Annotated in this window: 26 protein-coding genes and 1 tRNA gene; 23 read left to right on the forward strand and 4 right to left on the reverse strand. The window is 67.7% G+C overall.

The annotated features are described in order from the left end of the window. The 7 genes from nuoN (at nucleotide 1) to BJ988_RS26795 (ending at nucleotide 7,496) form a co-directional block, all read left to right on the forward strand. Nucleotides 1-1,545 carry an NADH-quinone oxidoreductase subunit NuoN gene (gene nuoN, locus BJ988_RS26765; protein WP_179660872.1) on the forward strand — a complete coding sequence of 515 codons (1,545 nt, stop codon included), beginning with the start codon at nucleotides 1-3 and terminating at the stop codon, nucleotides 1,543-1,545. Beyond that, nucleotides 1,542-2,549 carry a polyprenyl synthetase family protein gene (locus BJ988_RS26770; protein WP_179660873.1) on the forward strand — a complete coding sequence of 336 codons (1,008 nt, stop codon included), beginning with the start codon at nucleotides 1,542-1,544 and terminating at the stop codon, nucleotides 2,547-2,549. Before nuoN ends, BJ988_RS26770 begins: the two co-directional genes overlap by 4 nt. Before the next feature lie 87 nt (nucleotides 2,550-2,636). Next, on the forward strand, nucleotides 2,637-3,554 hold the full coding sequence (rarD, locus tag BJ988_RS26775) for an EamA family transporter RarD (RefSeq protein WP_179660874.1): 918 nt from the start codon (nucleotides 2,637-2,639) through the stop codon (nucleotides 3,552-3,554). A gap of 171 nt (nucleotides 3,555-3,725) precedes the next feature. Beyond that, a complete protein-coding gene (locus BJ988_RS26780) occupies nucleotides 3,726-4,799 on the forward strand; it encodes a sulfate ABC transporter substrate-binding protein (protein ID WP_179660875.1) in 1,074 nt (357 codons plus the stop codon). An 84-nt stretch (nucleotides 4,800-4,883) separates the two neighbouring features. Next, the gene (gene cysT, locus BJ988_RS26785; protein WP_246321584.1) at nucleotides 4,884-5,657 is read left to right on the forward strand and encodes a sulfate ABC transporter permease subunit CysT; all 774 of its coding nucleotides are present in this window, start codon (nucleotides 4,884-4,886) and stop codon (nucleotides 5,655-5,657) included. Continuing rightward, nucleotides 5,650-6,492 (forward strand): sulfate ABC transporter permease subunit, encoded by an 843-nt coding sequence (locus tag BJ988_RS26790; protein ID WP_179660877.1) that lies wholly within the window; start codon nucleotides 5,650-5,652, stop codon nucleotides 6,490-6,492. Before cysT ends, BJ988_RS26790 begins: the two co-directional genes overlap by 8 nt. A 26-nt stretch (nucleotides 6,493-6,518) precedes the next feature. Further along, on the forward strand, nucleotides 6,519-7,496 hold the full coding sequence (locus BJ988_RS26795) for a sulfate/molybdate ABC transporter ATP-binding protein (protein WP_179660878.1): 978 nt from the start codon (nucleotides 6,519-6,521) through the stop codon (nucleotides 7,494-7,496). Nucleotides 7,497-7,600: 104 nt separating this feature from the next. On the opposite strand, the gene BJ988_RS26800 is transcribed toward BJ988_RS26795, so the two are convergent. From BJ988_RS26800 to BJ988_RS26810, 3 genes are read right to left on the reverse strand one after another with little or no spacing between them, the layout of a single operon-like run. Beyond that, a complete protein-coding gene (locus BJ988_RS26800) occupies nucleotides 7,601-8,059 on the reverse strand; it encodes an Rrf2 family transcriptional regulator (RefSeq protein WP_179660879.1) in 459 nt (152 codons plus the stop codon). A gap of 58 nt (nucleotides 8,060-8,117) precedes the next feature. Beyond that, a complete protein-coding gene (locus BJ988_RS26805) occupies nucleotides 8,118-8,594 on the reverse strand; it encodes an SRPBCC family protein (protein ID WP_179660880.1) in 477 nt (158 codons plus the stop codon). A 4-nt stretch (nucleotides 8,595-8,598) separates the two neighbouring features. Continuing rightward, complete coding sequence (locus BJ988_RS26810) at nucleotides 8,599-9,090, reverse strand: YajQ family cyclic di-GMP-binding protein (protein WP_179660881.1); 492 nt, start codon at nucleotides 9,088-9,090, stop codon at nucleotides 8,599-8,601. Nucleotides 9,091-9,228: 138 nt separating this feature from the next. On the opposite strand from BJ988_RS26810, the gene BJ988_RS26815 reads away from it, so the two are divergent. Beyond that, nucleotides 9,229-9,311: transfer RNA gene (locus BJ988_RS26815), tRNA-Tyr, on the forward strand. Between the two features lie 416 nt (nucleotides 9,312-9,727). Here the strand turns inward: BJ988_RS26815 and BJ988_RS26820 are convergent. Beyond that, on the reverse strand, nucleotides 9,728-10,738 hold the full coding sequence (locus BJ988_RS26820) for an NADP-dependent oxidoreductase (RefSeq protein WP_179660882.1): 1,011 nt from the start codon (nucleotides 10,736-10,738) through the stop codon (nucleotides 9,728-9,730). A 227-nt stretch (nucleotides 10,739-10,965) separates the two neighbouring features. Here BJ988_RS26820 and BJ988_RS26825 point away from each other — a divergent pair, with 227 nt between their 5' ends. The 15 genes from BJ988_RS26825 to BJ988_RS26895 all read left to right on the forward strand — a co-directional run bounded on the left by BJ988_RS26825 (nucleotide 10,966) and on the right by BJ988_RS26895 (nucleotide 25,824). Beyond that, nucleotides 10,966-11,934, forward strand: coding sequence for a polysaccharide deacetylase family protein (locus BJ988_RS26825; RefSeq protein ID WP_179660883.1), 969 nt, complete (start codon nucleotides 10,966-10,968; stop codon nucleotides 11,932-11,934). Between the two features lie 51 nt (nucleotides 11,935-11,985). Continuing rightward, nucleotides 11,986-13,494, forward strand: a complete 1,509-nt coding sequence (locus tag BJ988_RS26830; RefSeq protein ID WP_179660884.1) for a long-chain-fatty-acid--CoA ligase — start codon at nucleotides 11,986-11,988, stop codon at nucleotides 13,492-13,494. A gap of 88 nt (nucleotides 13,495-13,582) precedes the next feature. Next, a complete protein-coding gene (locus tag BJ988_RS31485) occupies nucleotides 13,583-14,530 on the forward strand; it encodes a helix-turn-helix domain-containing protein (RefSeq protein ID WP_179660885.1) in 948 nt (315 codons plus the stop codon). An 84-nt stretch (nucleotides 14,531-14,614) separates the two neighbouring features. After that, entirely contained in the window at nucleotides 14,615-15,451 is an 837-nt protein-coding gene (locus BJ988_RS26840; RefSeq protein WP_179660886.1) for an SDR family oxidoreductase, read from the forward strand. A 58-nt stretch (nucleotides 15,452-15,509) separates the two neighbouring features. Beyond that, nucleotides 15,510-16,727, forward strand: a complete 1,218-nt coding sequence (locus tag BJ988_RS26845) for an acetyl-CoA C-acetyltransferase (protein WP_179660887.1) — start codon at nucleotides 15,510-15,512, stop codon at nucleotides 16,725-16,727. 89 nt (nucleotides 16,728-16,816) lie between these two features. Continuing rightward, nucleotides 16,817-17,146, forward strand: coding sequence for a nucleoside triphosphate pyrophosphohydrolase family protein (locus BJ988_RS26850; RefSeq protein WP_179660888.1), 330 nt, complete (start codon nucleotides 16,817-16,819; stop codon nucleotides 17,144-17,146). 49 nt (nucleotides 17,147-17,195) lie between these two features. After that, nucleotides 17,196-17,606 (forward strand): PPOX class F420-dependent oxidoreductase, encoded by a 411-nt coding sequence (locus BJ988_RS26855; RefSeq protein ID WP_179660889.1) that lies wholly within the window; start codon nucleotides 17,196-17,198, stop codon nucleotides 17,604-17,606. 115 nt (nucleotides 17,607-17,721) lie between these two features. Further along, complete coding sequence (locus BJ988_RS26860) at nucleotides 17,722-18,981, forward strand: ABC transporter substrate-binding protein (protein WP_179660890.1); 1,260 nt, start codon at nucleotides 17,722-17,724, stop codon at nucleotides 18,979-18,981. Then, entirely contained in the window at nucleotides 18,978-19,913 is a 936-nt protein-coding gene (locus BJ988_RS26865; RefSeq protein WP_179660891.1) for an ABC transporter permease subunit, read from the forward strand. Before BJ988_RS26860 ends, BJ988_RS26865 begins: the two co-directional genes overlap by 4 nt. Next, complete coding sequence (locus tag BJ988_RS26870; RefSeq protein WP_179660892.1) at nucleotides 19,910-20,737, forward strand: carbohydrate ABC transporter permease; 828 nt, start codon at nucleotides 19,910-19,912, stop codon at nucleotides 20,735-20,737. Before BJ988_RS26865 ends, BJ988_RS26870 begins: the two co-directional genes overlap by 4 nt. After that, a complete protein-coding gene (locus BJ988_RS26875) occupies nucleotides 20,734-21,636 on the forward strand; it encodes a dihydrodipicolinate synthase family protein (RefSeq protein ID WP_179660893.1) in 903 nt (300 codons plus the stop codon). The genes BJ988_RS26870 and BJ988_RS26875 overlap by 4 nt, the downstream gene beginning before the upstream one ends. Continuing rightward, nucleotides 21,633-22,319, forward strand: a complete 687-nt coding sequence (locus BJ988_RS31490) for an FCD domain-containing protein (RefSeq protein WP_179660894.1) — start codon at nucleotides 21,633-21,635, stop codon at nucleotides 22,317-22,319. Before BJ988_RS26875 ends, BJ988_RS31490 begins: the two co-directional genes overlap by 4 nt. 108 nt (nucleotides 22,320-22,427) lie before the next feature. Beyond that, entirely contained in the window at nucleotides 22,428-23,642 is a 1,215-nt protein-coding gene (locus BJ988_RS26885; protein ID WP_179660895.1) for a sialidase family protein, read from the forward strand. Further along, entirely contained in the window at nucleotides 23,639-24,859 is a 1,221-nt protein-coding gene (locus BJ988_RS26890; protein WP_179660896.1) for a galactose oxidase, read from the forward strand. Before BJ988_RS26885 ends, BJ988_RS26890 begins: the two co-directional genes overlap by 4 nt. Next, nucleotides 24,856-25,824, forward strand: a complete 969-nt coding sequence (locus tag BJ988_RS26895; RefSeq protein ID WP_179660897.1) for a dihydrodipicolinate synthase family protein — start codon at nucleotides 24,856-24,858, stop codon at nucleotides 25,822-25,824. Before BJ988_RS26890 ends, BJ988_RS26895 begins: the two co-directional genes overlap by 4 nt. Nucleotide 25,825 lies beyond the last annotated feature (1 nt).

The raw sequence follows: 25,825 nt of genomic DNA on the forward strand, positions 1-25,825 counted from the left end.
ATGTTCGAGTCTCCCGGAATTTCGTACGCCACCCTCTGGCCCGTCCTGCTGGTGCTCGGCGTCGCCTGCACCGGTGTCGTGGTGGAGGCCTTCGCGCCGCGCGCCGCGCGGTTCAACACCCAGGTCTCCCTGGCGCTGGTCGGGCTCGCCGCCGCGCTCGCCGGAACCGTGATGGTCGGCGCCGGCCCGCACCTGGGCGTCGCGACCGGCGAGGGAGCCCTCATCGTCGACGGACCCGGAGTCTTCTCTCAGGGGCTGGTGCTGCTGGTCTCGCTCGGCGGTGTCGCGCTCTTCGCCGAGCGCCGTCTCGACAACGGCGTGAGTGCCTTCGCGGGTCAGGCAGCGGCGCTGCCCGGCACTCCTGCCGAGCGCACGGCCTCCCAGCGAGGGCTGGAGCACACCGAGGTCTATCCGCTGATGATGTTCGCGGTCGGCGGGATGATGCTCTTCTGCGTCTCCGGCGACCTGCTGATGCTCTTCGTGGCCCTCGAGGTGCTCTCGCTCCCGCTCTACCTGCTCACCGGGCTGGCGCGCCGTCGCCGGCTGCTCTCGCAGGAGGCGGCGCTGAAGTACTTCCTGCTCGGGGCGTTCTCCTCCGGCATCTTCCTCTACGGTCTCGCGCTGGTCTACGGCTTCGCCGGCTCGATGTCGCTGTCGGAGATCGGCGCGGCGGTCGCCGAGGACGGCTCCAGCCCGCTGCTGCTGCTCGGCATCGGCCTGATGGCCGTCGGGCTGCTGTTCAAGACCGGCGCGGTGCCGTTCCACTCCTGGACGCCCGACGTCTACCAGGGCGCCCCGACGCCGGTCACCGCATGGATGAGCGCGGCCACCAAGATCGCCGCGTTCGCCGCGATGCTGCGGCTCTTCTATGTCGCCTTCGGCGCCGAGGGTGACATCTGGCGCCCGGCCATCGGTGTCGTCGCGGTGCTGACGATGCTGCTGGGCGCCTCCTTCGCGGTGGTCCAGACCGATGTGAAGCGCATGCTCGGCTACTCCGCGGTGGCCCACACCGGCTTCCTGCTCACCGGGCTCCTCGGCGTGCAGAACGACTCCTTCGGGTCGACCCAGGCGGTGCTCTTCTACCTGACCGCCTACGGGTTCGCGACGCTCGGCGCCTTCGCGATCGTCTCGATGGTCCGAGGACCCAACGGCGAGGCCGGCTCGCTGGACCGCTGGGCCGGCCTGGGGCGTACCAACCCGTGGGTCGCGGGGACCTTCGCCGTCTTCCTGCTCTCGATGGCTGGGCTGCCGCTGACCGCCGGTTTCATCGGCAAGTGGGGCGTCTTCGCCGTCGCGCTGGGCGCCGGTCAGTGGCCTGTCGTCGCGGTCGCGATCGGCTCGAGCGTCATCGCGGTCTTCTTCTACGTACGCGTGATCATGCTGATGTTCTTCACCGACGCGCACGACGATGCAGCCACCGTCGTCACACCGTCCTACGCCACCACCGTGGTGATCGCACTGAGCGCTGTTGCGACGGTCCTGTTGGGTGTAATTCCGGGCCCTGTTCTCAGCCTGTTGGTGGATGCGGGAGGATTCATCGGGTGAGCACCACTCCCACCGCCGACCTCGCCCTCCCGATCACCGATCCCGAGCTCGAGCAGCGGCTGCGGTCGCGCTTGGCCGTGATCGAGAAGGACCTGGCGGGTCATACCCAGAGCCGGTCCCGATTCGTCACCGAAGCCGCCTCGCACCTGTTGGAGGCAGGTGGCAAGCGGTTCCGTCCGCTGCTCGTCCTCCTGGCAGCTGAGTGCGGCCCTGACGCCGGCGCTCCCGAGGTGCTCACGGCAGCCTCGGTCGTCGAGCTGACCCACCAGGCGTCGCTTTACCACGACGACGTCATGGACGAGGCGCTCCTGCGTCGCGGTGAGAACACCGCCAACGCCCGCTTCGACAACAACGTGGCGATCCTGACCGGCGACTTCCTGTTCGCGAAGTCCTCCGAGCTGACCGCCCAGCTCGGCCCCGACGCCGTACGCATCCAGGCTGAGGCGTTCAGTCGCCTCGTCGAAGGCCAGATCCTCGAGGGCATCTCGCCCGAGGAGGGTGTCGACCCCGTCGACCACCACCTCGAGGTGCTGGCCGGCAAGACCGGATCCCTCATCGCGACCTCCGCCCGTTACGGCGCTCTGTTCAGCGGTGCCTCCCCGGAGATCCAGGACGCGCTGGTCGCCTACGCCGAGATCGTCGGTGTCGCCTTCCAGCTCTCCGACGACATCCTCGACATCGACTCCGACTCAGACGAGTCAGGCAAGACGCCGGGTACGGACCTCCGCGAAGGGGTCCCGACGCTCCCGGTGCTGCTTGCTCGCCGCTCCGCCGACGCCGGCGACGCCCGACTCCTGGAGCTTCTCGACAGCGACCTCACCGACGATGCGGCTCTGGCCGAGTGTGTCGCCCTCCTCCGTGCCCACCCGGCGCTGGCCGAGGCGCGCGCCTACGTCCAGGCCCGTGCCGAGGAGGCCAAGGCCGCGCTCGCCCCGCTCTCCGAAGGACCTGTCCGCGCGGCTCTCGAGGCCTTCGCCGACGCGGTCGCGGTCCGCTCCGTCTGACGATCAGCACAGGGGGCTCGGCGGGGGGGAATCCCGCGGCGCGATATCCGGTAAAGGGATTCCCGGCCCTGGCAGTACCGTTACGACGTGAACGAGCAGCGGCGTGGAGTGATGTTCGGCGCCGCGGCGTACATCATGTGGGGTGCGTTCCCGCTCTACTTCCCACTTCTTGAACCCGCCGGTGCATGGGAGATCCTGGGGCACCGGATCCTGTGGTCGCTCGTCGTGGCCGGAGCGCTGGTGCTCATCGTGGGGCGCCGCAAGCAGGTGGCGGCGATCCTGCGTGACCGGCGCAAGCTGGTGCTGCTGGCGGGTGCGGCCGCGGTGATCTCGATCAACTGGGTGACGTACATCTGGGGTGTGAACAACGGGCGGATCGTGGAGACGAGCCTGGGTTACTTCACGAACCCGCTGGTCACGATGTTGATGGGCGTGATCATCCTGCGGGAGCGGATGCGGAAGCTGCAGTGGGTGGCGCTGGGGATCGCCTTCACAGCGGTCCTCGTCCTCACCTTCGACTACGGGCGGCTGCCGTGGGTGGCGCTGGTGCTGGCGTTCTCGTTCGGCACCTACGGGCTGCTGAAGAAGAGCGCAGGAGTCGGTCCGTTCGAGTCGCTGGCCGTCGAGACCGCCGTGACGGCTCCGTTCGCGCTCGCTCTCGTCGTCGCTCTCCAGACCACCGGGAACGGCACGCTCTCCGGGAACGGCCCGCTCCACGTCTTCCTCCTGCTCAGCCTCGGAGTCGCCACCGTGGTGCCGCTGGCCTGCTTCGGCGCGGCCGCGATCCGGGTGCCGATGGTGACGATCGGGCTGCTCCAGTACCTCGCGCCCATCCTGCAGTTCGCTGTCGGCGTCTTCATCGCCCACGAGGCGATGCCTCCCGGGCGCTGGGCCGGCTTCGCGATCGTCTGGGTCGCGCTGATCATCTTCAGCGTCGAGGCTGTCCACCACCGCCGCAAGGTCCTGCGCGCCGGATTCGCTCCGCTGAGCACCACCGACGCCTAGCCCTGGCGGGCGACGGCGTCGATCCACGCCGACGATCGTTCCGTCCGATGGACGGAACGATCGGCTGATTTCGCATGTCATCGATTAATTCCAGTAGTCTGCTCAACATTAGTAATCCGATGGACCTTGACTCGGCAAGGCCCACAGCTGGGGCAAGAGATGAGGAATCAGATGAGGAAGTTCAAGGTCACGGCAGCGCTCGCTGCTGTCGGGATGCTGGCGCTGACCGCGTGCGGCTCCGGTGGTTCAGGTGACGCTGAGTCCATCTCCATCGTGGGTTTCGCCGTCCCCGAGACGGCCAACAAGGCGATCGCCAAGGAGTTCAACAAGACCCCCGAGGGCGAAGGCGTCACCTTCGAGACCTCCTACGGCGCTTCCGGCGACCAGAGTCGTGCGGTCGAGGCGGGCCTGAAGGCCGACTACGTCCACCTGTCCGTCGGCACCGACGTACAGCGCTTGGAGAAGGCCGGCCTCGTCGATGCTTCGTGGGACGACGGCGACAACAAGGGCATTGTGTCGAGCTCCGTCGTCGTGCTCGGTGTCCGTGAGGGCAACCCGAAGAACATCCAGGGTTGGGAGGATCTGGCCAAGCCCGGCATCGGTGTGGTCACCGCCAACCCGGCGTCGTCCGGAGCCGCCCGCTGGAACGCGCTGGCCGCCTGGGGCTCCGTGGTGAAGAACGGCGGCACCGAGGAGGAGGGCAAGGCCTACCTCGACAAGCTCTTCAAGAACGTCGTCACCCTGACAAACTCCGGCCGCGACGCCACCACCGCCTTCCTCGGCGGCACGGGTGACGTGCTGCTCGCCTATGAGAACGAGGCGATCCTCGCGGCGCAGCAGGGCGAGGGCTTCGAATACATCGTCCCGGACTCGACGGTGCTGATCGAGAACCCCGGCGCGATCACGAAAGACGCCTCCGAGCCGGCGCAGGACTGGCTCGACTTCGTCCTCGACCCCGAGGGCGGCCAGAAGCAGTTCGCGCTGACCGGCTTCCGTCCGGTCAACACGGCCGAGCCCGGCGTCGTCGACTGGGACTCGATCGGTCTCGACCCGAAGGACATCAAGGGCGCCAAGGACCCGGCCGACCCGTTCCCGGCGCCGAAGCAGCTGCTCACCCTGGAGAACGACTTCGGCGGCCGAGACTGGTCCGGCGTCAAGGAGAAGCTCTTCGGCACCGGTGAGGACGGGGAGGCCGTCGGCATCGTGACCGACTCCATCGCCAAGTCCGGCAAGGCCTCGCAGTAGCCGGTCATGACGTCAACCATCCCTACGGCCGCGCCGACTGCACCGGTCTCCCCACGTCGCAGCCGGCCGGCCAACACTCTGACAATGGCCAGCGGCATCGGGCTGGGCATCACGATGCTCTGGTTCAGCCTGCTCGTGCTCATCCCCTTGGTCGCGGTGATCATCACGGCCTCGGCCGGCGGCTGGTCCGCCTTCGCGGACCAGCTCACCAACGAGCAGACCGCCGCGGCGATCCTGCTGACGATCCGGTCGGCCCTCGTGGTGACCCTGATCAACGTCGTCATCGGCACCGTCATCGCCTGGGTGCTGGTGCGCGACAGGTTCTGGGGCAAAGGCCTGCTCGAGGTGATCATCGACATCCCGTTCGCGCTGCCGACGATCGTCGCCGGCCTGGTCCTGCTCTCGCTCTACGGTGCCGAGTCGCCCCTCGGTCTGCACTGGGCGAATACGTCGATGTCGGTCTACCTGGCGCTCGCCTTCGTGACCCTGCCGTTCGTCGTACGCATGGTGCAGCCCGTCCTCGAGGAGCTGGACGCCGACGTGGAGGAGGCGGCGGCCTCTCTGGGAGCCTCTCGCCTCACCACGTTCCGGCGGATCATCCTGCCCTCGCTGGCCCCGGCGATCGCGGCGGGAGCGGCGCTCTCCTTCGCGCGGGGGATGGGGGAGTACGGCTCCCTGGTCCTGCTCTCCGGAAACCTGCCGTTCGAGTCCGAGGTCGCCTCGGTACGCATCTTGTCGGCGATCGAGAACGACAACTCGGAGGGCGCGGCGGCCATCGCGGCGATGCTGCTGGTCGTCTCGCTGCTCGTGATCGTCGTCCTCGACCTGATCCAGAGGAGGATGGTCCGTCGTGGCTGAGACCCGTCGAGCGCCACGGACGCCACTGACGTACGTCCTGCGGCTGATCGTCATCGCCTACCTGGGGCTGCTGGTCGCGTGGCCGGTCACCCTGGTCGCCTGGAACGCCTTCCATGTGCCTGACGTCGGGTTCACGACCGAGGCCTTCGCCAGCATCTTCAGCGACCCGCAGATGATGGCGGCGATCCGGCTGACCTGTGTCGCCGCGGTGGTGGCGACGCTGATCAACCTGGTCTTCGGTGTCTCGATATCGCTGCTGCTGGTGCGTACGGAATTTCCTGGCAAGCGCGTCCTGAGCGCCCTGATCGACCTGCCGCTGTCGGTCTCGCCGATCGTCGTCGGACTGGCGCTCGTGCTGGTCTACGGCGGTCGCGACGGCTGGTTCGGGCCGACCCTGGAGTCGGCGGGGATCCAGGTCATCTTCTCGACGCCCGGGATCATCATGGCGACCGCGTTCGTGTCGCTGCCGCTGGTGATCCGCGAGGTCATCCCCGTGCTCGAAGAGATCGGCACCGAGCAGGAGCAGGCCGCCGCATCCTTGGGCGCCAGCTCGTGGCAGACGTTCTGGCGGATCACGCTGCCGGGCATCAAGTGGGCCGTCGTCTACGGCGTCGTGCTCACCCTGGCCCGCTCGTTGGGCGAGTTCGGTGCGGTCAAGGTCGTCTCCGGCAACGTCCTCGGCCAGACCCGCACCGCCACCCTCGCGGTCGAGGAGAAGTATCTGAACTTCGACCAGCAGGGCGCGTACGCCGTCGCCTTCCTCCTCGCCAGCGTCTCGGTCGTCTGCATCCTCATCGTCTTCGCGCTGCGCGCCCGTGGTGCGCGCGTGCGCTGAAAGACTCTGACAAGAAAGGGCATCCCATGAGCATCGAAGTAAGTGGTGTCAACAAGCGTTACGGCGATTTCGTCGCGCTGGAGGACATCAACCTGACCATCCCGACGGGGCAGCTGACCGCCCTCCTCGGGCCCTCCGGCGGTGGCAAGACAACTCTGCTGCGGGTCATCGCCGGGCTGGAGACACCCGACACCGGATCGGTGGTGATCGAGGGCAAGGACGCGACCTCGCTGCCGGTCCAGAAGCGCAACGTCGGCTTCGTCTTCCAGCACTACGCCGCGTTCAAGCACCTCTCGGTGGCTCGCAACGTCGCCTTCGGGCTGGAGATCCGCAAGCGTCCTCGCGCCGAGATCCAGGCGAAGGTCGCGGAGCTGCTCGAGCTCGTGCACCTCTCGCAGTTCGCCAACCGGCTGCCTTCACAGCTCTCCGGCGGCCAGCGGCAGCGGATGGCGCTGGCGCGTGCGCTGGCCATCGAGCCGTCCGTGCTGCTCCTCGACGAGCCGTTCGGTGCGCTGGACGCGAAGGTGCGCAAGGAGCTGCGCGAGTGGCTGCGCCGGCTCCATGACGAGGTGCACGTGACCACGGTCTTCGTGACCCACGACCAGGAAGAGGCCCTCGAGGTCGCCGACGAGATCGTCGTCGTCAACCAGGGCGGCATCGAGCAGATCGGCACCCCCGAGCAGCTCTACGACGAGCCCGCCAACGACTTCGTGATGTCGTTCCTCGGTGACGTGACCACGCTGGGCGGATCGTTGATCCGGCCCCATGATGTCGAGGTCACCCCATCGCCGCTCTCCGAGCACTCGCTCGAGGGCACGGTCTCGCGGGTCCTGCGGATCGGCTTCGAGGTGCGCCTCACGGTCCTCACCGACGACGGTGAGGTCGTGACCGCCGAGCTGACGCGTACGCATGCCCGCGCTCTGCAGCTCGAGGAGGGGGTCAACGTGTTCGTCACGCCGTCGCCTGGGGCTTACACGATGCGGGCGCCTTTGCCGGCGGCGTAGGGGGTGTGGTGCGATACCCGGTTAACCGGTGAAACCTGCACTTCTCAGGTGTTGCAATGCCTGAGAAGTGCAGCGATACCCGGTTAACCGGGTATTCCGACCGATCAGTGAGGCAGCCAGGCCTCGTCGCGGGCGGTGCGGGTGGTGACCTCGTCGGGCAGCTCGCGGGTGGCGAGCTCGGCGATGGAGACCTTCTCGAAGACCTCGCGGAGCGAGTCGCGCGCGGCGATCCAGACGTGCTGGAGGACATCGGCGCGCTCGTTGTAGGTGACCGCCTCTGGGCGCAGCCCGTAGACCGAGACGAGCGGGCCGTCGACTGCGCGGATCACATCGGCGACGGACACGTCCGAGGCCTTGCGAGCCAGCCGCCAGCCGCCTGACTGGCCTCGCTGCGAGATGACGACGCCGGCCTTGCGGAGGTCGGCGAGGATCGCCTGCAGGAAGCCGTGAGGGATCTCCTGGGCGCGGCCGAGCTCCTCGGCGCTGACAGCTTTTCCGTCCTCGCGCACAGCCATCTCGATGAGGGCGCGGAGAGCGTAATCGGACTTGGCAGATACTCGCACGACCACATTCTTGCAGATGAATGCAGAATTTCGCTCAATCTAGTGGTCAAGTCCACATTCACCGCCTGAGCGTCTCCGCGCGCCTCTTCAAGGCGTCGGCGTGCCGCCGGAACCCCTCCGCGACCCGCTCCGGACCGGCCAGTCCGACCAGCGGACCGGAGAACTCCTCGACGGTCTCATATCGCGTCGGACCGCCGGGTCGCTGCGTCAGCCGTTGGTGTCGTACGCCGCGGACCAGGCCGAGTCGCGCCGGCCAGCCCTCGTAGACATAGGCGAGGTACGCCTCCGCGACCCCGTCCTCGCCGACGACCGGCTCCTCGAGCGCCGAGATCCGCTCCGGTGAGCGCGCGCGGGCGCCGTTGGCCCAGGCCACGTGCAGGACGATCGGGTTGCCCACCGCCGCCGGCTGAGCGGTCTCGGCCCGGACGACGAAGGGGTTCCACGCGGCGTACGCCTGGGTGTCGACCATCACCCGCCACACCACCTCGATCGGGGCATCGATCTCGGCGGTGGCCTTCGGGTGCCCGTGGGCCACGAGGTCAGCGGTAGTTGATGAACTGCACCGCGAAGTCGAGGTCTTGCCCCTTGACCAGCGAGATCACGGTCTGCAGGTCGTCGCGCTTCTTGGAGGAGACGCGGAGCTCGTCACCCTGGATCTGCGCCTTGACGCCCTTGGGGCCCTCGTCGCGGATCAGCTTGGAGATCTTCTTCGCGTCCTCGGAGGAGATGCCCTCCTTGAGTGTGATGGAGATCTTCGACTGCTGCCCCGACTGGCGCGGCTCGCTCGCGTCGAGGATCTTCAGCGACTGCTGGCGCTTGATCAGCTTGTCCTGGAAGACCGAGAGCACCGCGCTGGCGCGGTCGTCGGCGGAGGCGGAGATCTCGATCGCCTGATCACCGCTCCACTCGATGGTCGCGTTGGTCCCCTTGAAGTCGAACCGCGTCGAGACCTCGCGCGCGGTCTGGCTCAGCGCGTTGTCGACCTCCTGACGGTCGATCTTGCTCACGATGTCGAACGATGAGTCAGCCATGACTCTTCTCCTCTAGCTTCTGACCAGGTCTGTGGTGCCTTCACCCTAGAACCTCGTGCCGTTTTCGTACGCCGCCAGGCCCTGCGCTATCGTTTATTGCTGTCGCGATCCCCTTCGCAGGGGCACGCGTACAACCCAGGCAGATTGCCCGAGCGGCCAATGGGAGCGGACTGTAAATCCGTCGGCTTTTGCCTTCGAAGGTTCGAATCCTTCATCTGCCACACTGGGAGAACACCCCGGTGACCAGCGGAAACGCTGGCCACCGGGGTGTTTCGCTTGTCCGGCTGCGTCCGCGGTGCCTGAGCGTCACCGGCTGTCTGTGCCCTATCTGTGCCCTGGGCGAGGTGGGCTCCCCGGCACGGCCGACTCCAGAGGCATCGGGTCGCACATCGCGTCATGTGGACGCTTCAGAGCGAGTTGCCGGCCCAGTTCCGTACACGCCGGAATGGCATGAAACGCCGTGGGTCGTGCCGCTGAACGACCTGCAGGTACGGAGAGAACACCCCCGTGACCGGCGGAAACGCTGGCACGGGGGTGTTCTGCTCGTCCGGCTGTCTTTGGCCGTAGCCCACCGTATGCAGGTGTGCCATGGCCACCGTCCTGATGGCGGAGGTGGCGCTTGAACGACCGCCGGCGGTCATTCCCGAATGTCTACGATGACCTTTCCTGGGTGGCCGTTGCTGAAGCTGTCGATGAATGCGGTAGGAAGCTGGCCGAAGCCCGGAAGAACGGTCTGGACGGCTGCGAGCTTTCCTGAGGTGATGAGCTTCGTGAGGTCAGCTTCGACCGCTGTGGCGCGGTCCATGTAGTCGAGGACGATGAAGCCTTGGGTGGTGACGCGTTTGGTGAGGAGCATGCCGAAGTTCCTGGGCCCTGCTGGTCGCTCAGGAAGGTTGTAGCCGTCGATCAAGCCGCAGAGCGCAATCCGCGCGTGGTCGTTGAGCAAGTCGATCGCTGCTTCGAACATCGGGCCGCCGGAGTTCTCGAAGAGCCCGTCGATCCCGTCGGGCGCGGCTCGTCTCAAATGTGCGCGCCAGTCCGGGTCTTTACGGTCGATCGCGGCGTCGGCGCCGAGGCCTTTGACCATGGCGCTCTTCGCGGGGCCTCCGGCGATTCCGATGACCCGGGCATCCGCGAGCTTCGCGAGTTGAACAGCCACCGAGCCGACGGCGCCGGAGGCGCCGGAAACCAGCACGGTCTGCCCAGGCTGAGGTTGCAAGATGTCGTTGATGCCTACCCATGCGGTCAGTCCGGTCACCCCGAGGATTCCCAGGTAGTACTCGAGAGGAACACCTGGGGCCGGCTCGATCTTCTGCCAGTTCGCGTCCGGTGCGGCGATGACTTGGCGCTGTCGCCAGCCGACGAGGCCGCGTACGATGGTTCCCTCGGGGAAGTCGTCGCTGCGCGAGGCGGTGACTCGGGCGATCCCGAACGCTCGCACGGGTTCGCCGATCGCGACCGGTGGTAGGTAGCTCGGGCGGTCGTCGAGCCAGCCGCGAATCGCTGGGTCGATCGAGATCTGGAGTGTCTCGATCTCGATGCCGCCTGTTTCGACGGGCGGAACCAGTGCTTCTTCGCATCGGAAGTCTGCGTTCTTGACATGTCCGTACGGACGCGCGGCGAGGACGATCTGCTGGGTCGAGGTCATGGGGTCTCCTTTGATTATCGCAACGTTAGGCACCGCCGCGTTGGTGCGCCTTGGCTAGGGACGCACACCGCTTGACACCGACGCACGACGCACGAGGTCGCAGGTCCAGGTTGTGCGCTGAGGAAAAGCGGAGCAGCGCGCACGGCCAAGACGTGGCGCCCGTCACATTTCTACGGTGGCCGAAGCGGGCTGCATCCGAGGAGCCTCACAAGCGCACAGGAGTCGACATGACAAAGAACACTGCCGAGCGACCGCTCAAGATCGCCGTCACCGTCGACGACTTCGTCCTGTGGGACGGCATGCCGATGTCAGCCGACGCCACACCCACCACAATCACACGGTCGGTGGCGCAAACCCTCAATGACTACGGGCTCGGTGGCACCTACGGGTTCTCGCACACGTATCGGCTCGATCAGGAGCCCGAGCATTTGGCGGCGTTCGACGCCTGGGTCGAAGCGGGCCACCATGTCGGCAACCACACGCACGAGCACGCGCCCCTTCGATGGATGTCGGACGCAGCCTTCCGGCGTGACTTCGAGACCGCTGAGAAGCACATCGGGCACCTGATCGAGGCTGCTCCGCGTAAGTACTTCCGCTACCCGATGGACATGTGCTCTGGCTCGGAGCAGCGACGCGGCGAGGTTGAGCAGTATCTGGCCGACAACGGCTATACGAATGCCCCGATCACCAGCTGGTTCAGCGACTTCGCGTTCATCGTCCCGTACTTCCGAGCCCTCACACTTCGGGACTCCGAGGCGCAGAAGCAGGTACGCGACATGCACGTCGCGACCGCGGTCGAGATGCTCCACAAGCACGCCGACACCGCCCGCGCGCTCTTCGGAGCGGATGCCCCGCTGATCTGGTTGGTGCACGGGACGACGATCGCAAGGGACACGCTACCTGCGATCCTCGAGGCGTTCCTCGAGCAGGGGGTCGAGTTCGTGCCCCTCGACGAGGCGATGCGCCACCCCGTGAACTACGCGATGCCGCCAGCTGTCGAGAGCTTCAGCAACCACCTGCAGCGGTTCGCCATCGCTGCCGGTCTGCCGAAGCCCGAGCTCGAGTACGAGCGACTCGGCGAGATCCTCCACCTCGCGCCGATGGCCGGCAGCGACACCATGGAGGTCTACGAGAACGAAGTGTTCAAGCCAATGGCTAAGCGCCTCGGCGTCGCCTACGACTGGGACTGGTCCTGAGCGTCAGAACTCTGCGACTCGCTGTACACCCCTGGATCCGAAAGCGACACGATGTTGAATCTGGCCGTCATGCTGTCCGACACTGCACGCACCGACCCCAACCGACTCGCCCTCATCGAGGGTGATCGCACGTTCACCTACGGCGAGGTCCGTGCCGCTGCGCAGAAAGTGGCGCAGTTCCTTTCCTCGCACGGTGTCCAACCCGGTGACCGTGTAGCGATGACCATCCCGAACGTGGCCGAGTTCCCCATCGTCTACTACGGCATCCTTCTTGCCGGGGCTGCTGTCGTACCGCTCAACGTCATGCTCAAGCGAGATGAAGTCGCGTATCACCTGAAGGACTCGGAATCAAAGGTCTACTTCTGCGCCATCTCCGACGGTGATGACGCATGGCGCGGCTTCGATGCCGTGCCGGCGTGCGAGCATCTGGTCACCTTCGGTCCAGGGGCAACCCCACTCGAGGCCAGCACCTCCCTTCCCGATCTGCTCGCGGCCGAGAATGCAGGTGACGCGCACAGCCCGGCCGAGGCGACCGACACCGCCGTCGTCCTCTACACGAGCGGAACCACCGGCAAGCCCAAGGGCGCCGAGCTGACCCACGCGAACATGGTTCTCAACGCGTTCGCGAACAACCGCCTCCTCAACGCACGGGCCGACGACGTTCACCTAGTCACGTTGCCGCTGTTCCACTCCTTCGGTCAGACCGTCCAGATGAACGCCGGCTTCAACATGGGAGCCACCCTCGTCCTGCTACCACGGTTCGACCCGGCCACAGCACTCGAGCTGATGGCGCGACACCGGGTCTCGGTGTTCGCAGGTGTTCCTACGATGTACTGGGCGCTGCTTCCCGCAGCCGACCCGGCGGTAGACCTCGCTGGAATGCTGCGTCTGGCCATCTCCGGTGGTGCCGCGATGCCGGTCGAGGTCCTCACCCGATTCGAGAAGACCTTTGGGGTGTCGATTCGCGAGGGATATGGGCTCTCTGAGACCAGTCCCATCGTCACGTTCAACCCGCTCGAGCGACCCAACAAGCCTGGCTCGATCGGGCGGCCGATCTGGGGCATCGAGATCAAACTGATCGACCCCGAGTGGAACGAGGTAACCGACGGCGAGGCCGGCGAGATTGCGGTCCGAGGCCACAACGTCATGAAGGGCTACCTGGGCCGCCCGGAGGCAACCGCGGAGGTGATTCGCCACGGTTGGTTCCGCACCGGCGACATCGCCACCCGCGACGAGGACGGCTACTACTTCATCATCGATCGCGCGAAAGACCTGATCGTGCGAGGAGGCTTCAACGTCTACCCCCGCGAGGTCGAGGAAACCCTCATCGCCCATCCGGACGTCAGCCTGGTTGCGGTCATCGGAATCCCCGACGAGCGCGTCGGCGAAGAGGTGAAGGCGTTCGTCATCCGTGAGCCCGGATCCGATCTGTCGCCTGAAGCCCTCATGTCCTGGTGTCGCGAGCGCCTCGCGACCTACAAGTGCCCCCGCGCAGTGGAGTTCCGAGACTCGCTGCCCATGAACGCGACCGGGAAGCTGCTCAAGCGCGAGTTGCGCTGAGTGGGCCACTGTCCGGATCGGACTCTAGGCGCTACCGTCGAAGAGGGCCGGGCACGTCGGCTGGCCCGATGAGGGAGAGAGTGAAGTCGTGTACACCTTCGAGACATCGCGCACGTCCGATTGCGATCGCCGCGAACGCGGTGAGTGGTGGCGCGATCAGGTCTCGTCCATCCAATGCCGCATGTCGTTCGAGCTCGCCGCAGACTACCGCGGTCGCATCGAGCACCAACGCTCTGATTCCTACCAGGTGATCCGATGGTGGGGCGACGCGGAGGAAATCTCGCGCGACCGCCAGCAGGTCCGCACGGATCCGCGCGACGCATATGAGCTGGTCATCCCAATTCACGGAGCCCTCATGCTTCGCCAGGACGACCAGACTTCGCACGTCGCTCCTACGCAGATGGCCCTGATCTCGCTGGACCGATCCCTGGATCTACGCCATGGCGACGGGTTCTCCTCGATCGCGTTCATCGTGCCCCGCGAACGACTCGATCTGCGACTGCCTCGGCTATCGCAATCCGGAGTGACGCTGGCCGCGAAGCTCGGCCTCGGCCGCATCGTCGTCGACATGATCGCGAGCTTGCGGGAGAACGGGGCATCCCTCGCGGGAAGTCAGTTCGATGCCATCTGCGACCGCATCGTCGACCTGCTAGCGCTCACCTACAACGCGGACACCACCGCGGCCGTGGTCGATGTCCAGGAAGGCCTGGTGACGAGCATCCGGCGCTTCGTCCGGGAGAACGCCCACGACCCCGGACTGACCGGCGCTGTCGTCGCTGCTCGCCTCGGCTGGTCCCTGCGAAACATCCAGACACAACTACAGCGCGTTGACACCACCCCCTCCGATCTCATCCGAGAAGAGCGACTCGCTCTCGCGCGCTTGAGGCTTCAGGACCCTGCCTGGTTCCGGCAGAGTGTCACCCAGGTGGCTTACGCCTCGGGGTTCGGCGACCTCAGCACTTTCAGCAACGCCTACCGTCGGCACTTCGGCGAGAGACCGTCCGACACAAGATCCGCCGCGCGGGACGACGCCTGACCTCGACGGCAGCTTGCGCGCCGTGCAACCACTTGGCGCAGAAGCCCAAGCACACAGAGGCACCCCGCCCCTAGCGTCTAGAACATGAGCACCCCGAACGCCCAGGACACCAACCAGCGTCACGACGCCCTCTTCACCATTCGCGGCCGAACCGCGCTCGTGACCGGTGGATCTCGCGGGATCGGCGCAATGATCGCCAGAGGACTGGTCCTCGACGGAGCTCACGTGGTGATCACCAGCCGCAATCCGGAAACTTGTCGGGCGACGGCGGAGAATATCAATGCGGCGGCCGGCACGGCCGGCTCCACCGGCCGCTGCACCGCCGTAGCAAGCGACCTGTCCTCAGTCGACGGTGTGACGGGCCTGGTCTCCTGGCTCGAGGAGCACCTCGAGTCGATCGACATCTTGGTAAACAACGCCGGCGCCACCTGGGGAGCGCCACTCGAGCAGTTCCCTCTCGCAGGATGGACCAAGGTGCTCGACACCAACCTGGTGGCACCGTTCTACCTCACCACCGGACTCCTTCCTCTGCTCCGCAACGCGGCAGATCCCGAGCACCCCGCCCGCATCATCAACATCGGCAGCGTCGACGCCCTCATCACGCCGCATTGGGAGAACTTCTCCTACAGCGCTAGCAAGGCCGGCCTGCACATGATGACCCGCCAACTCGCGAAGCACCTCGCACCCGAAAGCATCACGGTCAACGCCATCGCGCCCGGCCCGATCCTCACCGACATGCTCAGTCACCTCGCTGCGGACCCCGACGCTGAAACGAAGATGCTGGAGCGAGTGCCGCTCGGGCGCTATGGCAACGCAGATGACCTGACCGGTGCTGTGCGCTTTCTCGCCTCACCTGCCGGTGCCTACCTGACCGGCGTCATCATCCCGCTCGACGGCGGGATGTCCGGCTGTGCCGGCTGACCCTCACCGGAAACCAGCGCCCGTGGCGCGTCATCTCATGTCCAAGGAGACTCCTACATTGAAATCCCCTGTCATCGTGGCCACCGCTCGTTCGCCCATTGGTCGGGCCGGACGCGGCAGCCTCGCCTCGATGCGCGCTGACGACCTGGCCACCCAGATGGTCGCCGCAGCCCTCGCCCAGGTCCCCGACCTCGACCCCACGACGATCGACGACATCTACGTCGGCGCCTGGGAGCACACCGGGGAGCAGAGCGAGAACATCGCGCGCCGAGTGGCCGTCCAGCTCGGTCTCGATACCGTGCCGGGGACCAGCGTCAACCGTGCCTGCGCCTCCAGCGTCCAGACCACTCGCATGGCGGCCAACGCGATCATGGCCGGCGACGGAGACGTATTCATCTCCGGGGGTGCCGAAAGCGTCTCCCGATATCTCCCGACAGTCATGAGCGGCGCGGACCGTGGCGCCAACCCACAATTCGACGCGGCTCAGGAGCGCACCCGCCGCAACGCCATAGGGAACCAGCAGTGGACCGACCCCCGCGAGAACGGTGCTTTGCCGGACTTCTACATCTCGATGGGTCAGACCGCCGAAAACGTCGCTACTCATCGGGACGTGAGCCGACAGGAGCAGGACGAGTTCGCACTCCGATCACAACAACTCGCCACATCGGCTATCGCTCGAGGCTTCTTCGACCGGGACATAACCCCGGTCGAGCTGCCCGATGGCAACGTCGTCGCGACTGACGACGGCCCTCGCCCCTCCACGGAACTCTCCAGCCTCGCGGGACTTGGCACCGTCTTCCGTGAGGGCGGCACTGTCACCGCCGGCAACGCCTGCTCTCTGAACGACGGGGCTGCTGCACTGGTGATCATGAGTGATCGCAAGGCCCGCGAGCTGGGCCTGACCCCGATCGCTCGCATCGTGGCCACCGCAGCCAGTGGACTCTCGCCGGAGATCATGGGCCTCGGCCCGGTCGAAGCCTCGCGTCGCGCGCTGGCCAAGGTGGGCCTCACCATCAAGGACATCGACCTCGTCGAGATCAACGAGGCTTTCGCCGCTCAGGTGATCCCGTCCTACCGAGAGCTCCGTATCGACATCGACAAGCTCAACGTCAACGGCGGCGGCATCGCCCTTGGCCATCCCTTCGGTGCCACCGGTGCCCGGATCACCACCACACTGCTGCACGCGCTCCAGGAACGAGACCAGCAGTTCGGCCTGGAAACCATGTGTGTCGGAGGCGGCCAGGGCATGGCGATCATCTTCGAGAGGCTCAGCTGATGGGAACCGTCCGGCCATCCAAGGCTGTCAGTCTCCAGCTCCCCCTGTCTTGTGGCGGAGGCGAGCCATGAGCGCGATATCTTCCGGTCATGGATCTGAACGCCTACCAGCAGGCGGCGCTGCGGACCGCGGCGCCGAAGGACAAGCCCAACGAGGTGTTCCACCTGCTGCTGGGTCTGGTCGAGGAGACGGGCGAGATCGCCGAGAAGGCGAAGAAGATCGTGCGGGACCACGACGGCGACTTCAACCAGTGGGACCTCGATGATCTGGCCAAGGAGCTCGGTGACACGCTTTGGTACGTAGCGGTCCTCGCTGACCACTTCGGGCTCCCGCTCGCGGATGTTGCTGAGCTCAACATCAAGAAGCTCGCCGATCGTCAGCAGCGGGGCGCGCTCGGTGGAAGCGGCGACGATCGCTGACGGTTGGGGCCCCTGACAGCCAGGCCGCCCAGTCTTACGAAGGAGCACCATGACAGTCGACGCACCATCCCCCGCGGAGAACGACGAGTTCTGGCGGGAGCGGCGGATCTGCTTTCTGACCACGAGCCGGCCGGACGGCAGCCCGCACCTGGTTCCGGTGGGGGTCACGTTCGATCCGGTGGCCGGCATCGCGCGGGTCATCAGCAGCGCGGGAAGCAAGAAGGTGCGCAACGTACGCGCGGCCGGGTCCGGCACGCAGGTCGCGGTCAGCCAGGTCGACGGGCGTCGGTGGTGCACTCTCGAGGGCACCGCGGTGGTCAAGGACGACGCCGAGTCGGTGGCCGAGGCCGAGCGGCGCTATGCCGAGCGCTACAAGCAGCCCCGGCCCAACCCCGAGCGCGTGGTCATCGAGATCACCGTGACCCGGGTGCTGGGGAACGTGCGTCCCGCGGGTTGGTGATCGCTGACCGGGCATGAGGACATGCCCTGAGGAAGTGCGGCGCAATGCCTCTTGCGAGTTATCAGATATCTGACTACTGTGATCGGCATCACATCACCCCACTTCGGAGGACGTCATGATCCGAACCCGCACGCACGTCGGCAGTCGCGCCGCCGTTGGCGGTCTCATCTCCATGCTGGCCATCTCGCTCACGGGTTGCGGCGCGCTGGGCGGCGAGTCCGGTTCGAGCTCCTCGGACGGAACGGTCACGGTCTGGCAGTACTACGGCGATGAGCAGATGCCGACCGGCAAGCCGCTCTACGACGCACTCGAGGCGTACGACGCTGAGAACGACGATGTGAAGGTGAAGATCCGGTTCATCCCCTTCGAAGACTTCAACCGGACCCTGCAGCAGGGTGCCGCCGCAGGGGAGAGCCCCGACGTCGCCCTGATCAACGCCTTCGACACCCAGCAGATGGCCGACGCGGGCGTGATCGAGGACATCTCCGACAAGGTCGAGGAGTGGGGCGAGAAGGACGCCTACTACCCGACGAGCTGGGAGACCACGCAGGTCGGTGGCAAGACGTACGGCATCCCGCACGTCGCGGACGACTACGCGCTCTACTACAACAAGGACGTCTTCGAGGCGGCCGGAGTGCAGCCTCCCGCGACCTGGGACGAGATGGAGAGCACCGCCGCGACCTTGGCCAAGGAGGTCAAGTACGGCCTGGCCGTCTCCGGGCGCGAGGGCGCCGAGGGTGCCACCGGGATCCTGCTCCGCCAGCTCGCGGCCGGCGGAGATCTCAAGACGTTCGGCGACGGGACCGGCGCCGCGGCGCTGGAGTCCTACAAGCGGATGGTCGACAACGGCGGGCTCTCGAAGGGTTTCCTGACCTGGCTCGAGGACGACGCCAAGACCCACTTCGCGGGCGGCGACGCCGCGATGATGATCAACTCGGCGACGTACGTGAACATCCTGCGCGATGAAGTGCCTGACCTGAACTGGGACGTGGCACCGCTGCCGAAGGACGAGGTCTCGAAGAGCTTCCTGTCGGCGGAGAACCTCACCATCGGCGCGGGCAGCGGAGACCCGGACGCGGCCTGGGACCTGATCGCCCACCTGCAGGAGCCGTCGGTTCTGGAGGAGTACCTCCCGGCCCGCAACAAGCTGCCTGCCCGCGACGACGTACCGAAGGCGGTCGAGGACCCGATCCGCAAGACCTTCGCCGACCAGCTCGAGAACGCCTGGGCGCCTGAAGGAGACGTGGCGACGCACTCCAACGAGTCGCTGACCGCGATCCAGGAGGCCCTGCAGGCCACCATCAGCGGCGGCAGCAGCCCGGCCGACGCCGCCAAGGCGGCGCAGGCCAAGATCGACGGCGCTCTGGGGTCGTGAGCTCCCTCGCTCGGTCGGCGCCAGCCGCGCGGACGACGGTCCGGCCGGGGCATCGACGGCCCAATCTCGCGCCGTACCTCTTCCTCGCCCCGGCGGTGGTCTTCGTCGTCCTCACCGTCGTCTACCCGCTGGTCTACAACATCCTGCAGAGCTTCTTCGACGTCGGCCTGCGGGAGGTCGTCCAGGGCGGCGCCTCCTGGGTCGGGCTCGACAACTACCGGGACCAGCTCGGGCGCTCCGAGTTCTGGCACGCAGTCGTCGTCTCGCTGGTCTACTCCATTGGCACCGTGGTGATCGCGTTCGCGGTCGGGCTGGGCCTCGCGCTGCTCTTCCATCGTGAGTTCCCGGGCCGCAACCTCCTTCGCGCGCTGCTGCTGCTGGCCTGGATCCTGCCCACGGTCGTCAGCGCCAACGTCTGGCGCTGGCTGCTCGACGGCAGCTATGGACTGCTCAACGCCGCGCTCAGCGGCCTGGGCCTGCTCGATCGCGATCTGTTCTGGCTCGGAGAGCCGAACCCCGCGCTGCTGGCGGTGATCGTGGCAACGGCGTGGAGCTTCGCGCCGTTCGCGATGATCCTGCTGGCCGCCGGGCTCCAGAGCATCTCGCCGACCTATTACGAGGCTGCCCGCATCGACGGTGCCTCCGCATGGCAACAGTTCCGCTCGCTGACCTTCCCGCTGCTGCGGCCGGTCAGCCTGACGGTCACGCTGCTGATCTTCATCTTCACCTTCAAGACCTTCGACACGATCTTCCTGATGACCGGCGGAGGGCCCGGCAACGCGACCGAGACGCTGCCGGTGTACGCCTACAACGAGGCCTTCGAGTTCTCCCGGTTCGACACCGCGGCAGTGGCGACGACGGTGCTGATGGTGATCTCCATCGCGCTTGCGCTGGTCTACTTCCGTGCCCTCCGGAGCGAGGAGGGCGCATGACCACCGTCTCCCGGCGCCTGCTGCCGTTCGCAGCCGTGCTCATCACGGCCGTCTACCTGATCCCCGTCTACTGGATGCTCAACACATCCTTCAAGGGCGCTGAGGACATCTTCGCGACGCCGCCGGACCTGATTCCGCTACCCCCGACCATCGGCTCGTACGCGAGTGCGGTCTTCTCCGACGGGGACATCGCCCGCGGGCTCCTGAACAGCGGCATCATCGCGGTCGGCACGACCGTCGTCACGCTGCTGGTCGCCCTCCCTGCGGCGTACGCCCTGGCCAGGTTGAGGGTGCGCTTCGTCTCCGCGTTCCTGATGCTCTTCCTAGCGGTGCAGATGGTGCCGTCGGTCAACCTGGCGCTGCCGATGTTCGTGCTCTTCAGCGGCGTCGGACTGGTGAACAGCTACGTCGGCCTCATCATCGCCAACTGCTCGCTCGCCGTGCCGCTGGCGATCACCATCCTGCGGCCCTACTTCCTCGCCATCCCCGAGGAGATCGTCGAGGCCGCCAAGATCGACGGCTGCAACGAGCTCACCGCGTTCTGGCGGGTGGCCGTCCCGGTCAGTACGCCGGGCATCATCACGGTCGGGGCGGTGAGCTTCCTGCAGGCCTGGGGCGAGTTCGTCTTCGGGCTCGCGCTGGCCCCCGACGAGAGGTTCCAGCCGGTGACGGTCGTGCTTGCCGGCATCACCAACGCGTTCGGAACCAAGTGGAACGACCTGATGGCGGTGTCAGCGATCATCGCGCTGCCCGTCATCGTCCTGTTCATCTTCCTCCAGCGCTACATCGTGGCTGGACTGACCGAAGGAGCGACGAAGAGTTGAGTCGATTGGAAATCTGGGCGGCGACACCGACGCCCTTCGACCCGGACGGTCGTCTCGATCTCTCGGTCGTCGAGGCGCAGGCCGAGCACCTGCGCAGCGCCGGGGTGTCCGGCGCGTTCGTGGCGGGCACCACCGGCGAGTTCCCGTCCCTGACCACCGACGAGCGGCGCATGCTCCTCGAGGCCTGGGCAGCCGTACGCCCCGAGGGGTTCGGGCTCGCTGCCCAGGTCGGCTCCAACGACCTGGCCCAGGCAGCCGAGCTCGCGGCGCACGCCGTCGACCACGGTGTCGACTTCGTGGCCGCGACCGCGCCGTTCTACGGCGAGGCGCCGCGCGTGGAGCTGGTCGTCGACCACCTCGCCCGGATCGCGGAGGCCGCCGGCGAGACGCCGCTGTGCTACTACCACATCCCGAGCATGACCGGCTCGACCCATCTGCCGGCCGATGTCGTCACCGCCGCGCGGGAGCGGATCCCCACCCTGACCGGGGTGAAGTTCACCGACGAGGACCTCATCGAGTGCGATCGCATCCGCGCAACGGGGGTCAAGGTCTTCTTCGGCCGCGACGAGCTGCTCCCCGCCGGCCTGGCGATCGGCGTGGAGGCGGTGATCGGCAGTCTCTACAACGGGCTCGCGCCGATCGCGCACCGGGTCGTCGAGGCGTACGACTCGGGAGAGCCTGAACGTGCCTACGAGCTGCACCGACCCTTCCGCGAGATCGCGGCCGTCGCCGGCCGGCACGGCGGGCTCGGCTTCGTCAAGGAGCTGATGAACCGGCTCGGCCCGGACGCGGGTGCGCCGCGTACGCCGTGGGGTCCGCTGGACGCGGCAGCCGTCGCCGAGGCGGACGCTCTCGCCGACCGGCTGCGGGTCGCCGTCGAGCAGGTGGGGAAGTCGTGAAGCACGGTTCCATCTACCGCGAGGCTCAGGTCCGGCTGCGCGACTTCATCCGGGAGCACGGCCTGCGGCCCGGCGACCGGCTTCCGCCCGAGTCCGCGTTGGCCGCCGAGCTCGAGGTCAGCCGACTCTCCCTGCGGGAGGCATCGCGAAGCCTGCAGACCCTCGGTGTGATCGAGGCCCGGCCCGGCAACGGCCTCTACGTCGCCGCGTTCTCCTTCCGGCCGGTGATCGAGCAGCTGCCCTACGGGATGGCCGAGCCCGGCGCCTCGCTGGAGGAGCTCCTCACCGCCCGCGAGGCCATGGAGGCCGGGCTGATGCCCGCCGTGTGCCGGCTGCGGGACGAGGAGGAGGAAGCACTGTCCCGGTGTGCCGACCTGGCCACCGAGATGAGCGAGCGGGAACAGCGCGGCGAGAGCTTCGCCGACGTCGATCGGGAGTTCCATCTCTCGCTCTACCAGACCCTCGGCAACCCGTTGGTCGAGAACCTGATCGAGCTCTTCTGGGAGCTCTTCGTCCGGGTCGGCGACGCCATCCCGGGAAGTCCCGAGCGCAACCGCGGCGAGGCTCACCTCGCGATCGTGCGGGCTCTGCAGGCAGGAGACGCCGAGCTCGCCACCGCCCGGATGTTCGAGCACTTCGACGACGTACGCGTCCGGGCGCGGCTGCTACAGGACCGCGCCTGAGCGACAGCAGGACCAGCAGGACCAGCAGGACCAGCAGGACCAGCGTCATCCAACGACAGCGACAACGACACGACAACGTCATCGACGTCGAGAAAGAAGGAACGCACCATGAGAAACCTCCATCGCGCAGCCGTGGTCGCCGCAGCGGCGACCATGGCCACCCCGTTGCTCATCAACGCGGACACCGCCCGGGCCGGCACCCCCACAGCCGACCCGGAGTCGTCCGGCTGCACCGGATCCGTCCCGTTCGTCTCCGGTGAGGGCGGCTACGCCGTCTACCGCATCCCAGCAGTCGTCCGCGCCTCCGACGGGGCGGTCATCGCCTTCGCCGAAGCGCGCGAGTCCAGCTCCGACGCGGGCTCGATCGACCTCGTCCGGCGCCGGTCGGGCGACGGCGGCTGCACCTGGGGCCCGCAGGCGGTCGTCGCCGACCAGGCCGAGAACACCATCGGGAACCCCGCACCGGTGGTCGATCCCAGCACCGGGGACCTGGTCCTGCTCAGCACCCGCAACGCCGGCACCGCCAGCGAGGCCGAGATCCTCCGTGGCGAGGTGACGGCGGAGGACAGCCGGCGGGTGTTCGTTCAGCGCAGCACCGACGACGGACGTACGTTCTCGCCGCTCGAGGAGATCACCGCCACCACCAAGCGCTCGGACTGGCGGTGGTACGCGACCGGGCCGGGCCACGCGGTGGCCATGGTCGGTGGGAAGCACGACGGGCGGCTGGTGGTCCCGGCCAACCACTCGAGCGCGCCGCCGACGGGGTCGGCCGACACCGGCGCGGAGGCCAAGTACTACGGCGCGCACAGCCTGATCAGCGACGACGGTGGTCGCACCTGGCGGATCGGCTTCGACGACAGCACCTTCGACGGCGAGCTCAACACCAACGAGTCGATCGCCACCCAGCTGCGTGACGGAAGCCTCTACTTCAACACCCGAGACCAGAACGGGAGCTCGCCGGCCACCCGTGCCGACGCCGTCTCCCTCGACGGGGGTGAGTCGCTGGTGACGCCGTACGCCGCCGAGCCCGGCCTGGTCGGCCCGGTCGTCCAGGGCAGCGTGCTCCAGGTGCGCGGCGGCGACTGGCCGCTGGTGTTCTCCGGTCCGAGCGACCCGACCCGGCGTGCCGGGATGGCGCTGCGGGTCAGCGAAGACGCGGGTGACACCTGGGAGAACCGTCTCACCGTGTCGCCCGACCCGGCTGCCTACTCCGACCTGGTGCAGCTCCCCGGCCGCCGGCTCGGGCTCCTCTACGAGACCGGCACCAGCCGCGCCAACGAGACCATCACGTTCCGCCGCATCCCGCTGAGCGAGCTGCGATGACCACGCGGCGCGCGCTGCTAGCCGGTGCCGCCGGGGCCGCGGGTGCTGCCGGTGCCGCGGGTCTGGGGTTGACCTCCGCGACCCGTGCCGCGGCCGCACCCGGGGGACGTGGCGGCGGTCCCGACTCCGGCACCGCCGGCTGGGAGCGTCTTCCTGATCTACCGCCCAACCGCACGGACTGGGCGGAGGAGATACCGGTCGGGGAGGCGTACTGGCGCCAGCTCGGGCTCGCCGGGCCGGTCGCCGGCGCCCACGGCGATCACCTGATCGTCGCGGGCGGAGCCAACTTCCCCGAGCCGGGCCGCACCGCCGGGCGCGACCCCGTGCTGGGCAAGGTCTACTGGAACGACGCGTTCGTGCTGCGCCGGTCCGGCGAGACGTACACGTGGCTCGATCTGCCGCTGACCCTGCCCGACGCGGTCGCGTACGCCGCGTGCCTGAGCACGCCGCGGGGCGTCCTGGTGATCGGTGGCGAGGGGTTCCGCGGTGGACCGAACGGTGGCGCGCGAGCCACCCTGGAGAAGTTCGCCGACGTCTATCTCCTCCGCTTCGATCCGGTGGCCGAGGCCCTCGTCCGCGAGGACCTGCCGTCTCTGCCGCGACCGCTCTCCTACGGCGCCGCCGCGATGGTCGGTACGACCGCGTACGTCGCCGAGGGCGAGTCGTTCTACGCGCTGGACCTCGCCGACCCGGACTCCGGCTGGCGGACGTTGCCGACCTGGCCGGGCGGGCCGCGAACGGTCGCGGTGGCGGCCTCCGACGGTCGCCGGTTCCATCTGATCTCCGGGCGCACCCAGCAGCCGGACGGCTCGTGGACGCTGTACGCCGACGCGTACTCCTTCGATCCCGGTGACGGCAAGTGGGCCCGCCTCGCCGATCTGCCCCGGTGCGTCATGGCCGGGATAGGGGTCGGTGATCGCCGCGGCATCACGGTGTACGCAGGTGACGGCGACGTCGAACGGTGGGACGTCATCCAGGAGCACGCCGCGGCCGGGAACGCCGACGTGGTGGCCTGGCTCCAGGACCACCACACCGGGTTCGACACCGATGTGCTGCGCTACGACCTGCGGGCCGGCCGCTGGTCGGCGGTCGACCGGTTCCCCGGCGCCTCGCAGGTCACGACCCCCGCGGTGGAATGGGACAACGCCCTCATCATCGCGAGCGGGGAGGTCCGGCCCGGGGTGCGCACTCCCGTGATCTGGCGGGTGCGCCGATGAGCGCAGCCCTCTCGGCGGCGACCCTGACAGGGGTGTGGGGTCCGGTCCTGCTGCCGCTCCGGGCCGACGACGACATCGATCGGTCGCGGCTCGAGGCCGAGATCCGTACGCTGGCGGAGTCCCGTCTGCACGGCATCTACGCGCACGGGACGGCGGGAGAGATGCACCTGCTGCTGGATGATGAGTCCGATCGGGTGAGCCGGATGCTTGCGAGCGCGTGCGCGGCGACGGGCAAGCCCTTCCAGCTCGGCGCCAGCCATCCCGTCCCGCAGGTCACGCTGGAGCGGATCGCTCGCACCCGCGAGCTGCGGCCGGCGGCGTACCAGGTCGCGCTGCCGGACTGGCTCCCGCTCACGGACGACGAATGCGTCGCCTTCGTGACCAGGGTCGCCGAGGCCGCTGAGTCGATCCCGCTCGTCCTCTACAACCCCGGCCACGCCACCACGACGCTCACCCCGCGGCTGCTCGGCCGACTCCTTGACGAGACTCCGTCGCTGATCGGCGTCAAGGTGCCCGGCGGCGACGACGCGTGGTGGGACGAGCTGCGTACGCTCGGCGTGCTCGAGCGCTGCGCGGTGTTCGTCCCCGGCCACCGGCTCGCGTCCGGTCTGGCCCGCGGGGCGAGCGGCAGCTACTCCAACATCGCGGGGCTCTCCCCGGCGGGCGCCGTGCGCTGGTACGACCTGATGACCGCCGATCCGGCGACGGCCGGTGACCTCGAGCGCCGGATCGGTGAATGGTTCACCCGGCACGTCCTCCCGCTCCAGCGCGCCGGCGTCTCCGACCCCGCGCTCGACAAGCTGCTCGCGGCCGTCGGTGGCTGGGCCGACATCGGTCTGCGGGTTCGCTGGCCCTACCGGCCGGCGCCTGACTCGGCGGTGGCCGCGGCCCGCGACGACGCGTACGCCCTGTTGCCGGAGCTCTTCCCTGTCCTCCCCGCCGACACGATCCCGAAGGGAGCATGAT

Source organism: Nocardioides panzhihuensis, assembly GCF_013408335.1.
Lineage (GTDB): Bacteria > Actinomycetota > Actinomycetes > Propionibacteriales > Nocardioidaceae > Nocardioides > Nocardioides panzhihuensis.